The sequence below is a fragment of the Salinicola sp. RZ23 genome (genome assembly GCF_003206675.1).
GTDB classification, from domain to species: domain Bacteria; phylum Pseudomonadota; class Gammaproteobacteria; order Pseudomonadales; family Halomonadaceae; genus Salinicola; species Salinicola endophyticus.
Genome location: NZ_PZJK01000013.1, coordinates 163917 through 177398, shown reverse-complemented (window position 1 = coordinate 177398; position 13482 = coordinate 163917). Strand labels below are relative to the sequence as shown.

Here is a 13482-nt window from a genome sequence, read left to right as displayed (position 1 = left end):
CAAGACTGACCTGGCGCCGTTCAGATCGCCCCCAGGCCTTTCTTTCGGGCCGAGCCGACGCCGTTCAAGCGTCGGCGCTGGGCAGACACACCAGGGTCGGGGTGTCGATCGGCGTCATCGGGGCGCGGAAGTGGGCATTGAGCTCCGGCAGCAGTTCGCGCACGAAACGCAAAAACAGCTCCGTCACCGGTGTGGGATAGCGATCCTTGGGGTAGACGGTGCACCACGAGCGGCGTAGCGGGAAGCCCGGCAGGGTAGGGCTGGCGAGCAGGTTCGAGGCGAGCTCGAGCTGTACCGACAGGCGCGGCAGCACCGCCACCCCGAGGTGCGCCATCACCCCCTGCTTGATCGCCTCGTTGGTCCCCAGCTCGATGGTGTGATGCAGCGAGATGCGCTCGCGGGCGGCGAAATCCTCGAACGCCGTGCGCGCGCCTGACCCCGGTTCGCGCATCAGGATATAGTGGCGCGCGAAATCCTCCAGCGTCGGCCGTTCGGCGGTCACCAGCGGATGCCCCGGCCACACCACCGGGATCAGTTCGTTGTCCAGAATCGGCATGAACACCAGGTTCGGGTCATCCGGCACCATCCCCATGATCACCAGATCGTCGCGCCGCTCGGCGAGTCGCTCCAACGCCTGCACCCGATTGCACACCCGCAGCCGCACCTGCACCTCCGGATAGCGCGCGCGAAAGCGCGCCAGGATGTGCGGCACCACGTACTGCGCGGTGGAGACCGCTGCCAGATTGAGCTCCCCGCGAATCGTTCCCGCCAGTTCCGACAGCTCCATCTGCAGACTCGACACCTGACCGAAGATCGACTGCACCGAGGCCGAGAGTGCATCCGCCGCCGGCAGCACGTGCAGCGTCTTGCCGGCGTACTTGAACAGCGGCTGGCCCAGCGCCTGCTCGAGTTGACGAATCTGCGCGCTCACCGCGGGCTGAGTCAGACCCAGCTGCTCGGCGGCCCGCGAGTAGGACTGCTGCCGATGCACGGCCTGAAACACCTGGAGCTGCCGGAATGTCAGGCGATTGAGCAGGTTGGGGCGCGACATGATGAACGTCCTCGCGGTCAGGTATAAGGTCTAGCTTATAGGTCGGCAAAGAAATATCAATTTTTCTATTGGCTCGCGGGTGGCTAGCGTAGAAAGCCGATAACGAAGCCGATAACAACGACGCGCAACCCGGAGGGCAGACGGTGTTCAAGAAGCTGCTAATTGCCAACCGCGGCGAGATCGCCGTGCGTATTGTACGAGCCTGCGCCGAGATGGGCATCCGTTCGGTGGCGATCTATACCGAACCGGACCGTTTTTCGCTTCACGTCAAGGGGGCCGACGAGTCGCACTTCGTCGGCGAGGAGCCGCTGGCCGGCTATCTCGACGCCCATCGTCTGGTCAACCTGGCCCGCGAAACCGGCTGTGACGCGATTCATCCCGGCTATGGCTTTCTCTCCGAGAGTGCCGACTTTGCGCGCATCTGCACCCAGGCGGGGATTACCTTTGTTGGCCCCAGCGCCGAGGTCATCGCGCGTATGGGGGACAAGACCGCTGCGCGTGCGGCGATGCGCGAGGCGGGGGTCCCGGTGACCCCGGGGTCGGCGGGCAATCTGCCCGATCGCGACGCGGCGCTGGAGGTGGCCGCCGAGATCGGCTACCCGGTCATGCTCAAGGCGACTTCCGGAGGCGGTGGTCGCGGCATTCGCCGCTGCGACGACGAGAGCCAGCTGAAGCAGGCGTGGGAGCGGGTGATCTCGGAGGCGACCAAGGCCTTCGGCAGCGCCGAAGTGTTCATGGAGAAGTGCGTCGTCGATCCGCACCATATCGAAGTGCAGATTCTCGCCGATGCCCACGGTAACGTGATCCATCTGTTCGAGCGCGACTGCTCGATCCAGCGTCGTAACCAGAAACTGATCGAGATCGCGCCCAGTCCGCAGCTCACCCCGGAGCTGCGCAGCTACGTGGGCAAGATGGCGGTGCGTGCGGCGGAGGCGGTGGGGTACGAAAATGCCGGCACCGTGGAGTTCCTCGTCAAGGACAACGAGGTCTACTTCATGGAGATGAATACCCGGGTCCAGGTCGAGCACACCATCACCGAGGCGATCACCGGGATCGACATCGTGCGCGAGCAGCTGCGCGTGGCCGCGGGTGAGCGTCTCGCCTTCCGCCAGGCGGATGTGGTCCACCACGGCTATGCGATCCAGTTCCGGATCAACGCCGAGGACCCCAAGAACGACTTCCTGCCCAGCTTCGGCCGCATCACCCGCTACTACGCCCCCGGGGGGCCGGGGGTGCGCACCGACACCGCGATCTATACCGGCTACACCATCCCACCCTATTTCGACTCGATGTGCCTCAAGCTGATCGTCTGGGGCATGACCTGGGAGGAGACGCTCGATCGCGGTATCCGCGCGCTCAACGACATGCGTCTGCAGGGGGTCAAGACGACCACTCCCTATTATCAGGAGATCCTGCGCCATCCCGATTTCCGCGCCGGCCACTTCGATACCGGCTTCGTGCCGGCGCACCCGGAGCTGCTCAACTACTCCGTCAAACGCAACCCGGAAGAGGTGGCGCTGGCGATCGCCGCCGCGATCGCCGCGCATGCCGGCCTTTGAGGCGCCGTGCCGACAGTCATGAGGAGAGAAACGATGAACAACGCCAAGACGACGCCGGTCAAGATCAGTGATGTCGTGCTCCGCGACGGCCACCAGTCGCTGATTGCCACGCGCATGCGCACCGAGGACATGCTGCCGATCTGCGCCAAGCTCGATGCCATCGGTTTCCACGCGCTGGAGGTATGGGGCGGGGCGACCTTCGATGCCTGCGTGCGCTTCCTCAAGGAGGATCCGTGGGAGCGCCTGACCTCGCTGCGCGAGGCGCTGCCCAATACCCCGCTGCAGATGCTGCTGCGCGGCCAGAACCTGCTCGGCTACCGCCACTATGCCGATGACGTGGTCGAGCGTTTCGTGGCCCGCGCCGCCGACAACGGCGTCGACATCTTCCGGGTGTTCGATGCGCTCAACGATCTGCGCAATCTGGAGACCGCCATGAAGGCGGTCAAGGCGAGCGGCAAGCATGCCCAGGGCACGATCTGCTACACCGTGAGCCCGGTGCATACCCTGGAGACCTATCTGGAGCAGGCCCGGCGCCTGGTCGACATGGGCGCCGACTCCATCGCGATCAAGGACATGGCGGGGCTGCTCACCCCCTATGCCACCAGCGAACTGGTGGCCGGGCTGGTCGAGGCAGTGGAGGTGCCGGTGCATCTGCACGCGCACGCCACCGCCGGGCTCGCCTCGCTGTGCCAACTGAAGGCGGTGGAAGCGGGCTGTCGGCATATCGACACCTGCAACTCGGCTTTCGCCAATGGCACCAGCCATCCCTCGACCGAGGCGATGGTCGCGGCCTTCCAGGGCACGCCCTATGACACCGGTCTCGATCTGGTGGCGCTCAAGGAGATCGGCGACTACTTCCGCGAGGTGCGCAAGAAGTATGCGGCCTTCGAGAGCGAGTACACCCGTGAAGATGTCAGCGTGCAGATCTGGCAGGTGCCCGGCGGGATGATGTCCAACCTGGCCAACCAGATGAAGGAGCAGAACGCGCTTGGCCGCATCATGGACGTGTTCGACGAGATCCCGCGGGTACGCGCCGATCTCGGCTATCCGCCGCTGGTCACCCCGACCTCGCAGATCGTCGGTACCCAGGCCGCGATGAACGTGCTCACCGGCGAACGCTACAAGTCGATCACCAACGAAGTGAAGCGCTACCTGCTGGGGGGGTACGGCCAGCCGCCGGCGGCTGTCGACGAGGAGGTGCGGCGCAAGGCGATCGGCAGCGAGCCGGTCGACGAGGGGCGGCCCGCCGACCAGCTGCAGCCGGAGATGGCGCGCCTGGAGACGGAGATCGGCGAGCTCGCCGAGAGCGAAGAGGATGTGCTCACCTTCGCCATGTTCCCGGACCTGGGACGTGATTTCCTCAAGGGCCGGCGTGACGGCACGCTGGTGCCGGAGGCGATCCCCGCGCCCAGCAGTGGCGGCGGCGAGCGCCCGGTCTCCGAGGGGGTGCCGACCGAGTTCGTGATCGACGTCCACGGCGAATCCTACGAGGTGCAGATCACTGGCGTGGGCAGCGGCAGCGGCAGCAAGCGGCGCGTCTACCTGACGCTGGACGGCATGCCCGAAGAGGTGGTGTTCGAGGCCAAGAACGAGTTCGTGCAGGAGGGCAAGAGCGCCGGACGCGCCAAGGCCAGTGCGCCGGGACACGTCACCACCTCGATGCCGGGCAATATCGTCGACGTGCTGGTGGCCGAGGGCGATAGCGTCGAGGCCGGTCAGGCGGTACTGATCACCGAGGCGATGAAGATGGAGACCGAGGTGCAGTCGCGCATCCAGGGCACGGTCAAGGCGGTCCACGTGGCCAAGGGAGACCGCGTCACCCCGGGCGAGGTGCTGGTCGAGATCGAGTGAGTGGTGGCGGCGGTCTCCGCCGCCGACCCGGGAAGCCCAAGACAAGACGGCGCNNGCGCCGTCTTGTCTTTCGCTCGGCCTGGCTGCGTCGCCACCAGCGGCCCGCAGCACATCGCCAGGCGGCGCCTGGCGCGCCGCCCAACTGGTGGGGCTCAGGCCTCGACCTGAATGATCTTCATGGTGTTGGTGCCGCCATGGGCGTTCATGTGGTCGCCGCGGGTGAGGATCACGTGATCGCCCTTGGCCGCCAGACCGCGCCCGACCAGCTCGTCGATGGCACCGGCGTTGATCTCGGTCAGCGGGAAGCGCGAGCTGTCGAACACCAGCGATACCACGCCGCGATAGAGCGCCATGCGTCGCTGCACCGCCGGGGTCTCGGCCAGGGCCACGATCGGCAGTCCCGAGCGGATGCGCGAGGCGATCAGCGGGGTGTAGCCGGTGGCGGTGAGACAGGCAATGGCGACCACGCCGGAGAGGTGGTTGGCGGCGTACATCGCCGACAGTGCCACGGTCTCGTCGATGCGCGAGAAGCCCTCGTGGATGCGGTGCTTGGACTCCTGGGCGCTGCGCTCGCGCTCGGCACCCAGGCACAGCCGATCCATGGCCCGGATGGTCTCGACCGGATAGTCACCGGCGGCGGTCTCGGCGGAGAGCATCACCGCGTCGGTGCCGTCGAGCACCGCGTTGGCGACGTCGAACACTTCGGCGCGGGTCGGCAGCGGCGAGTCGATCATCGACTCCATCATCTGGGTGGCGGTGATCACCACCTTATTGAGCGAGCGAGCGCGGCCGATGATGCGCTTCTGCACGCCGATCAGCTGGGCATCGCCGATCTCGACGCCGAGATCGCCGCGGGCCACCATCACTGCCTCCGAGGCGCGGATGATGTCATCCAGCGTTTCCGGATCGGCGACCGCCTCGGCGCGCTCGATCTTGGCCACCAGGCCGATCTCCTGTCCCGCCTCGCCGAGCAGCTCGCGGGCGTACTGCATGTCGGCCCCGCTACGCGGGAAGGAGACCGCCAGATAGTCGACGCCGATGTCGATGGCGGTCTTCAGGTCTTCCTTGTCCTTTTCGGTCAGCGCTGCGGCGGAGAGGCCGCCACCCTGCTTGTTGATGCCCTTGTTGTTGGTCAGCTTGCCACCCACCTTCACCTTGGTGATGATCTCGCTGCCCTGAAGGCGCTCCACCTCCAGCACCAGGCGGCCATCGTCGAGCAGCAGCACGTCACCGGCGTCGACGTCATCGGCCAGCTCCTTGTAGTCGCAGCCCACGCGCTCGCTGGTGCCCTCGTCACGTCCCAGCGAGACGTCGATCACGAACGACTGGCCCTTCTCCAGCTTGACCCCGCCCTCGGCCTGGAAGCGTGCGATACGGATCTTCGGCCCCTGCAGATCGCCGAGGGCGGCAACCGCACGGCCCTGGCGTTCGGCGGACTCGCGCACCGCCTTGAGGCGCCGGCGGTGATCTTCCGGATTGCCGTGGGAGAAATTCAGGCGAACCACATCGACGCCCGCTTCGATCAGGGCATCCAACACGCCTTCGCGGTCCGTGGCGGGACCTAGCGTAGCGACGATCTTGGTGCGGCGAATCGGGCCGTGAAAGGCGTGCTGCATGGAGAATCTCCTGGCGACTGGGTAGTGCGTCCCGCGTCGACGTGCGGCGGCGGGTGCGATGACAGGTGGTTATTTTACAACATCGGCTGCGCCTTGTCCGAGGCGATGGCGGCCGGCTGCCTCCGGCGGCGCGCCGTCTCGACCCGAGTGTAACGCGCCAGCGCGTCGAGCGACACGCAAGCAGAACCGTGCCACCCGATACTCGGGGCTCAAGGCCTCGGCGGCAAATCCTGGCGTGCGGACAGATTCCGGCTAGGGTATTCACAGATACCGCCAGCGTGCCGCGCACTCGAAAGCGCCTGGATGCGGCGGTGACACATCGCTGGACTGGTGCTTGGAATTCGGCATCGGCAGCCCAATAACGCGGTTCCCGGCGGCGGCCAACGCCTCGTCGTGAAAGTCAAGCTACGGCTGGCGCCGTGCGGAGCGCTAGGGTAGGGTAGGCGGATTTTCCGGCCGCCTCCCCCTCGACCCGCGCCATCTCGAGCACGCGTCGACCGGAGCCGCCGCTATATATAGAAGAAGCAGGAGCGCTATGGGCAAGTCACTGGTTATCGTCGAGTCTCCGGCCAAAGCCAAGACCATCAACAAGTATCTCGGCAACGACTTCGTCGTGAAGTCGAGCGTCGGGCATATTCGTGATCTGCCGACCAGTGGCTCGTCCAAGCAGGCCAGCGATCCCAAGGAGCGCGCGCGTCAGGCTGCCGCGACGCGCAAGATGTCGCCGGACGAGAAGGCCGAGTACAAGAAGCAGAAACAGTGGGATCAGCTGGTGCGGCGCATGGGCATCGACCCCGAGCACGGCTGGCGCGCCAACTACGAAGTGCTGCCGGGCAAGGAGAAGGTGGTCGAGGAGCTCAAGAGGCTGGCCGACAAGAGTGACACCATCTATCTCGCGACCGATTTGGACCGCGAAGGGGAGGCGATCGCCTGGCACCTGAAGGAGACCATCGGCGGCGACGACCAGCGCTACAAGCGGGTGGTGTTCAACGAGATCACCAAGAACGCCATTCAGGAAGCTTTCAAGCACCCCGGCAATCTCAACGTGGCCCGGGTCGAAGCCCAGCAGACGCGTCGCTTCCTCGATCGCGTGGTCGGTTTCATGGTCTCGCCACTGCTCTGGAGCAAGGTCGCCCGGGGGCTCTCCGCCGGTCGTGTGCAGTCGGTGGCGGTGCGTCTGATCGTCGACCGCGAGCGCGAGATCCGCGCTTTCGTGCCGGAGGAGTTCTGGGATGTCCACCTCGACACGGCTACCGCTGACGGTGAGGCGGTGCGCTTCGAGGTGGTGCGCGAGAAGGGCGAGACCTTCCGCCCCACCTCCGAGCGCGAGACCCTCGAGCGTATCGCGCCGCTGAGACACGATGCCTTCACGGTCACCGAGCGCGAGACCCGGCCGACCCGTTCCAAGCCCAATGCGCCCTTCATCACCTCGACCCTGCAGCAGGCTGCCAGCGGGCGTCTGGGCTTCTCGGTGAAGAAGACCATGACCCTGGCGCAGCGGCTCTACGAGGCGGGCTACATCACCTACATGCGTACCGACTCCACCAACCTGTCCCAGGATGCGGTGGCGAGTGCGCGTGACTACATCCAGAACGAGTACGGCGAGCGCTACCTACCCGAGGAGGCTATCCGCTATTCGAGCAAGCAGAACGCCCAGGAAGCGCACGAGGCGATTCGCCCCTCCAACGTCAAGCAGCGCGCCGACGACATGCCGGTGGAGCGTGATGCGCAGCGTCTCTACGAGCTGATCTGGCGCCAGTTCGTGGCCTGCCAGATGGTGCCGGCGGAGTATCTGGCCACCACCCTGACCATCGAGAGTGACGGCTTCGAGCTCAAGGCGCGCGGCCGGGTGCTCAAGTTCGACGGCTACACCCGGGTAATGAAGCCGATGGCGAAGAAGGACGACGCCACCCAGCTGCCCGACGTCGACAAGGGCGACCGCCTCGAGGTGGTCCAGCTCGACCCGCAGCAGCACTTCACCAAGCCGCCGGCGCGCTATACCGAGGCGAGCCTGGTCAAGGAGCTGGAGAAGCGCGGGATCGGCCGCCCCTCGACCTACGCCGCGATCATCTCGACCATCCAGGATCGAGGCTACGTCAAGCTCGACAGCCGCCGCTTCTACGCCGAGAAGCTCGGCGAGATCGTCACCGATCGTCTGGTCGAGTCGTTCAACGACCTGCTCGACTACGGCTTCACCGCGCGCATGGAGGATCGGCTCGACGAGGTCGCCGAGGGGCACGAGAACTGGCAGAAGCTGCTCGATGCCTTTTACGCCGACTTCAAGCGCAAGCTCGACCACGCCGAGGGCGATGACGGCATGCGTCCCAACGAGCCGATCGGGACCGATATCGACTGTCCCACCTGCGGCCGTAAAATGCAGATTCGTATCGCCTCCACCGGGGTCTTCCTCGGCTGTTCCGGCTACAATCTGCCGCCCAAGGAGCGCTGCAAGACCACCATCGATCTGATCCCCGGCGAAGAGGCGGTGCCGGAAGATGCCGACGAGTCGGCGGAAACCGATGCGCTGCGTGCCAAGCGCCGCAACCCCAACACCGGCACGGCGATGGACAGCTACCTCATCGACGAGGGGCGCAAGCTCTACATCAGCAACGACGACGACGGCTACTACGAGATCGAACAGGGCCGCTTCCGCATCAAGGGCTACGACGGTCCGGTGATCGAGTGCGACAAGTGCGGCTCGGAGATGCAGCTCAAGAGCGGCCGCTTCGGCAAGTACTTCGCCTGCACCAATGAGGCCTGCGGCAACACCCGCAAGCTGCTCAAGAGTGGCGAGGTGGCGCCGCCCAAGATGGACCCGATCCCGATGCCCGAGCTCGCCTGCCAGAAGGTCGACGACCACTACGTGCTGCGCGACGGAGCCAGTGGGTTGTTCCTGGCCGCGAGTCAGTTCCCCAAGAATCGCGAGACTCGCGCGCCGCTGGTCAAGGAGCTCAAGGCGCACGCCGAAGCGCTGCCTGACAAGTATCACTTCCTGCTCGAGGCACCGAGCGAGGACCCGGAGGGGCGTCCGGCGCAGATCCGCTTCTCGCGCAAGACCAAGAGCCAGTACGTGATGACCGACGAGGAGGGCAAGGCGACCGGTTGGCGCGCGATCTTCGAAGACGGGCGCTGGCAGGTTGAGGACAAGCGCAAGTGAGTGCCGTCGCCCGCACCAATCAGCTGCTCTATCAGGCCGAGCTGCTGCTGGCCCTGCCGGCGGGTGACGACGAGCACGCGCCGGCGCGGCGCATGGCGCTGGAGGAGGGCGCGCTGGGCCAGCTCGGGCTGGCCTTCGAGGCACTGCTGCGCGAGGTGACCACCCATGCCCCGGGCGGAGCACCGGACTGGCGCACGTGGCTTGACGCCGCGGGCCAGCCTCAGGCCGGCGGCGCCGCGGCGGCGCGTGGCGAGATCGCCGAGCTGGTCTGGCTCGAGACCCTGGCGGCGCGGCCGGAGAGCTGGTTGGCACTGTTGCTGGCGCGTCTCGTCGCGTTGCAGAGTGACGAGGGCGCGGCGCGACGGGGTGGGTCGCCGGGGCTGATCACCCGTGCCGGAGCGACGCCGCTGGGCGACGAGCTGCGCTGGTGCCTCGAGGAGTTCAAGGCGCTGTTGCCGAGTCTGCGCCAGGGCAGCCAGGAGTGGTGACGGCCCTGGGCCGACATGATAGCCTTATTCACTGACTGACGACCGGGGCTCATACCCTGGTCGTTTTTTATTGAGCGCCGTCTCCGGACGCGGATCCGGGGACGGCGCCGTTTCCGCATGCTTCATAAGAGCAGTCGTTATCGCCGTGACAGGAGAGAGACCGTGTCTGATACCGCCATTCTGGAAATCGTCGAACTCGCCGACGGCGAGGTGGTGCTGCGACCGGCGGAGGCGAGCGGCGAACCGCTGGTGAGCATTCGTTTCTCCGACGAGGCGCTGGAGCTGCTGCGCCGCAGCCGTTTCGACGTGGCGCGGGAGATGCTCGACCATGCCATCACCCGGACCCATCTGTGGGATGGCGAAGAGGAGGAGGCGCCGCAGGCGCCGGCGACGTTCCACTGAGTGCCGGTCGCGCTACTCCACCGGCCATCCCTGCCTGATCCTGTCTGCATGAGGCGTCCCCGCGGGACGCTGAACCCTTCCGCCGCGTCGGCGCGGCCCTGTCAGGGGGCCGCCGTTTCCGCCTACTGCAGCAGTCCGGCGGTCAGGCCGGCAAAGAACGCGACCGCTGCCGAGACCAGCGCCACGGCCAGCAGGCCGCGTTTGCGCGTGGCGCTGAAGACGAAGAAGGTGGCGAAAGCGATGGTCATCGCCAGCGTCGAGATGATCCAGGCGATATTGGCCGTCGACATGAAGACTCCTAACGTGGGTGGTGACAGGCGTGGGCGCGCAGTATAGCGCGTGGCGCGCCTCGATGAGGCGTCGCCGTGTCGCGGATCTGCCGCGACCGGTCGTCGCGGGCCAGCGGTCGGTACAGTTTCCTAGCGCAGTTTGGTGGCGCGTAGTTCGGCCACCGCCGGCGGCGGCGCGAAGGAGTCGGCCCGGGCCAGATGCCAGTACTGCTTGAATACCGTGTGCTCGCTCTCGCCGCTGATCAGTTCGCCCGGTGCGAGGAAGCTGAACAGGCGGTCGTAGGACTGGATCTCATCGCTGGAGACCCGGCGAATGATGTGTTCCGGCCCCAGTTCGCTGGGGTGTTGCAGGCCCGCGGCGCCGAGCATTTCGGCCAGGGCGGCGAGGGTGTTGCGATGGAAGTGGTAGACCCGCTCCTGCTTGTCGGCCACATCCAGATGGCCACCGCGGCGTGGGTCCTGGGTCGCCACGCCGCTGGGGCACTTGTCCGAGTGGCAGTTGAGTGCCTGGATGCAGCCCAGCGAGAACATGAAGCCGCGGGCTGAATTGCACCAGTCCGCGCCCAGCGCCAGGGTGCGCGCGATATCGAAGGCCGAGGTGATCTTGCCGGCGGCGCCGATGCGGATTTCGTCGCGCAGACCGACACCGACCAGGGTGTTGTGGACCAGCATCAGCGCTTCGCTCATGGGTACGCCGAGACGGTTGATGAACTCCAGCGGCGCCGCACCGGTGCCGCCCTCGCCACCGTCGATGACGATGAAGTCGGGGCGCTGGCCGGTCTCCAGCATCGCCTTGACGATCGCGAACCACTCCCAGGGGTGGCCGATGGCGAGCTTGAAGCCCACCGGCTTGCCACCGCTGAGCTCGCGCAGCTGACCGATGAACGCCATCAGCTCCAGCGGGGTCGAGAAGGCGCTGTGGGCGGCCGGCGAGACCACGTCCTGGCCCATGGGCACTTCGCGCGCCTCGGCGATCTCCGCGGTCACCTTGGCCGCCGGCAGGATGCCGCCGTGGCCGGGCTTGGCCCCCTGGGAGAGCTTGATCTCGATCATCTTGACCTGCGGCTCACGGGCGTTGGCGGCGAAGCGCTCGGGATTGAAGCTGCCATCTTCCCGGCGGCAGCCGAAGTAGCCCGAGGCGACTTCCCACACCAGGTCACCGCCGTGGATACGGTGATAGCGCGAGATCGAACCCTCGCCGGTGTCGTGGTAGAAGCCGCCCTTGCGCGCGCCGGCGTTGAGCGCCTCGATGGCGTTGGCCGAGAGCGAGCCGAAGCTCATTGCCGAGATGTTGAATACGCTGGCGGCGTAGGGCTGACGGCACAGGCTGCCGCCGACGCTGACGCGAAAGTCGTGGTCCGTGATGTGGGTGGGGCGCAGCGAGTGGTTGACCCACTCGTGTCCCGGGCTATACATGTCGAGCAGCGAGCCGAAGGGCTTCTTGTCGCTTGCGTTCTTGGCACGCTGGTAGATCACCGCACGCTGCTCGCGCGAGAAGGGGCGCTCGTCGAGATCGGACTGGATGAAGTACTGGCGGATCTCCGGGCCGATCGACTCCAGCATGTAGCGGAAGTGGGCCAGGATGGGATAGTTGCGGCTGATCGTACGCCGCCGCTGACGCACGTCATACACTCCCAGCAGCGCCAGGGCGCCGAAGATCACCACGCCCCACAGCCACTGCGGCGACAATGCCAGGCCGATCAGTGATACGCCGAACAGCGCGAGCGTGGCGATGAAGGCGGCGTTGCGTAGGGGGACGCGGGAGAGACCCTTGGCGTAGATCATGCGAACATCGGCTCCTGGCTCATGGCGGTCGCGACGGCGTCCGCGCAAGGGGGCAAGGATAGCGAAAGCGCGCCCCTGCTGCTAACCACACCACCACTGAAGTAGAAGGAATTTTCGCTCTTGCGCCACTCTCGCTTCGTCATGCGTCTGCGCTTCTGGCTCTTGCTGCTGCACGTCTACATCGGCTGGCGGCTGCTGCCGGACCTCGATCTTGCGCTGCCGGGCGCGGCCCTGGCATGGGGCTATCTGGCATTGAGTGCACTGACACTGCCTTGGGTGCTGCGGGTGAGCTGGCTCAACGGGCGCTGGTTCGCCTGGCCGATCTCGCTGATGACCGGTGCCTTCTCGTTCCTGCTGGTGCTGACCCTGGCGCGGGATCTGCTGCTGCTGGTGCTCTTGCTGACGCCGCTGGCGTTCGGGGCCTGGCGCGAGGCGAGCGCGTGGGGCGTGGTGGTGGCGACCCTGGGGCTGAGCCTGTACGCGCTGTGGCAGGCGCTCCGGGTGCCGCGGGTGGTCGAGGTGAGGGTGCCCCTGGCGGGGTTGCCGTCGGCGCTGGTCGATTTCCGTATCGTCCAGTTGAGCGATCTCCACGTCGGCCCGACCATCAAGCGTCGCCAGCTGGCTCGCTATGTGGCCCGAGCCAATGCCCTGGGGCCGGATCTGGTGGCGATCACCGGCGACCTGACCGATGGACGGGTCGACGAGCTGGCCCCGGAGCTGGAGCCGCTGCGCGGACTCGCGGCGCGGCATGGGGTCTTCTGTGTCACTGGCAATCACGAGTACTACAGCGAGGCGGCGGCCTGGACCCGGGCCTTCGAGCAGTTGGGGCTGAAGGTGCTGGTCAATGCTGCCACCCTGATCACCCACGAGGGCGCGCAGCTGGCGGTCGCCGGGATCACCGATCTCACCGCCGGTCACTACCTTGAGGCGCACCGCAGCGACCCGCAGCGCGCCGCCGCCGGCCTGCCCGAGGCGGTACCGCGGGTGCTGCTGGCGCACCAGCCCAATTCGGCGCCGGCGGCAGCCCGCGCCGGCTTCGACCTGCAGCTCTCGGGCCACACCCATGGTGGCCAGCTGTGGCCCTGGAGCCTGGCGGCGCGGCGCGCCAACCGCTTCCTGGCCGGGCTCGGTCGTGAAGGGCGGATGTGGGTCTACACCAGCCGCGGCACCGGCTACTGGGGCCCACCGATGCGTTTCGGTGCGCCCGCCGAGATTACCCTGATTCGGTTGCAGCGCGCCGACTGAGGCTGAGACCGCCCGAGCTCTCCGTCGTCGGCGGGGCG

Annotated in this window: 10 protein-coding genes; 6 read left to right on the top strand and 4 right to left on the bottom strand. The window is 66.7% G+C overall.

The genetic code is table 11. From position 1 onward, the window contains the following. Positions 1–64: 64 nt before the first annotated feature. Entirely contained in the window at positions 65–1051 is a 987-nt protein-coding gene (locus DOM67_RS13325) for a LysR family transcriptional regulator (protein ID WP_110676712.1), read from the bottom strand. Positions 1052–1194: 143 nt separating this feature from the next. Here DOM67_RS13325 and DOM67_RS13320 point away from each other — a divergent pair, with 143 nt between their 5' ends. Together DOM67_RS13320 and oadA are read left to right on the top strand one after the other, a co-directional pair. Then, complete coding sequence (locus tag DOM67_RS13320; protein ID WP_110676710.1) at positions 1195–2610, top strand: acetyl-CoA carboxylase biotin carboxylase subunit; 1416 nt, start codon at positions 1195–1197, stop codon at positions 2608–2610. Between the two features lie 33 nt (positions 2611–2643). Continuing rightward, complete coding sequence (gene oadA, locus DOM67_RS13315) at positions 2644–4461, top strand: sodium-extruding oxaloacetate decarboxylase subunit alpha (protein WP_110676708.1); 1818 nt, start codon at positions 2644–2646, stop codon at positions 4459–4461. A 152-nt stretch (positions 4462–4613) separates the two neighbouring features. On the opposite strand, the gene pyk is transcribed toward oadA, so the two are convergent. Beyond that, positions 4614–6077, bottom strand: a complete 1464-nt coding sequence (pyk, locus tag DOM67_RS13310) for a pyruvate kinase (protein WP_110676707.1) — start codon at positions 6075–6077, stop codon at positions 4614–4616. 535 nt (positions 6078–6612) lie between these two features. Here pyk and topA point away from each other — a divergent pair. The 3 genes from topA (at position 6613) to DOM67_RS13295 (ending at position 10124) form a co-directional block, all read left to right on the top strand. Continuing rightward, positions 6613–9234 (top strand): type I DNA topoisomerase, encoded by a 2622-nt coding sequence (gene topA / locus DOM67_RS13305; protein ID WP_110676705.1) that lies wholly within the window; start codon positions 6613–6615, stop codon positions 9232–9234. After that, entirely contained in the window at positions 9231–9722 is a 492-nt protein-coding gene (locus DOM67_RS13300) for a DUF6586 family protein (protein ID WP_110676703.1), read from the top strand. The genes topA and DOM67_RS13300 overlap by 4 nt, the downstream gene beginning before the upstream one ends. Positions 9723–9884: 162 nt before the next feature. Continuing rightward, positions 9885–10124: a hypothetical protein gene (locus DOM67_RS13295; protein ID WP_110676701.1), complete on the top strand. Its 240-nt coding sequence runs from the start codon at positions 9885–9887 to the stop codon at positions 10122–10124. A 122-nt stretch (positions 10125–10246) separates the two neighbouring features. Here the strand turns inward: DOM67_RS13295 and DOM67_RS19830 are convergent, their stop codons facing one another. Together DOM67_RS19830 and DOM67_RS13290 are read right to left on the bottom strand one after the other, a co-directional pair. Next, positions 10247–10414, bottom strand: coding sequence for a hypothetical protein (locus DOM67_RS19830; RefSeq protein WP_157958861.1), 168 nt, complete (start codon positions 10412–10414; stop codon positions 10247–10249). Positions 10415–10543: 129 nt separating this feature from the next. Next, positions 10544–12199, bottom strand: coding sequence for an FMN-binding glutamate synthase family protein (locus DOM67_RS13290; RefSeq protein WP_110676699.1), 1656 nt, complete (start codon positions 12197–12199; stop codon positions 10544–10546). Positions 12200–12319: 120 nt separating this feature from the next. Between DOM67_RS13290 and DOM67_RS13285 the strand changes: the two genes are divergently transcribed. Further along, positions 12320–13444, top strand: coding sequence for a metallophosphoesterase (locus DOM67_RS13285; protein ID WP_198651808.1), 1125 nt, complete (start codon positions 12320–12322; stop codon positions 13442–13444). Positions 13445–13482 lie beyond the last annotated feature (38 nt).

Bases quoted from the DNA above. Each gene is read 5' to 3' on its own strand.
- DOM67_RS13325 (WP_110676712.1), bottom strand. From the start codon at position 1,051: ATGTCGCGCCCCAACCTGCTCAATCGCCTGACATTCCGGCAGCTCCAG.
- oadA (WP_110676708.1), top strand. From the start codon at position 2,644: ATGAACAACGCCAAGACGACGCCGGTCAAGATCAGTGATGTCGTGCTC.
- pyk (WP_110676707.1), bottom strand. From the start codon at position 6,077: ATGCAGCACGCCTTTCACGGCCCGATTCGCCGCACCAAGATCGTCGCT.
- topA (WP_110676705.1), top strand. From the start codon at position 6,613: ATGGGCAAGTCACTGGTTATCGTCGAGTCTCCGGCCAAAGCCAAGACC.
- DOM67_RS19830 (WP_157958861.1), bottom strand. From the start codon at position 10,414: ATGTCGACGGCCAATATCGCCTGGATCATCTCGACGCTGGCGATGACC.
- DOM67_RS13290 (WP_110676699.1), bottom strand. From the start codon at position 12,199: ATGATCTACGCCAAGGGTCTCTCCCGCGTCCCCCTACGCAACGCCGCC.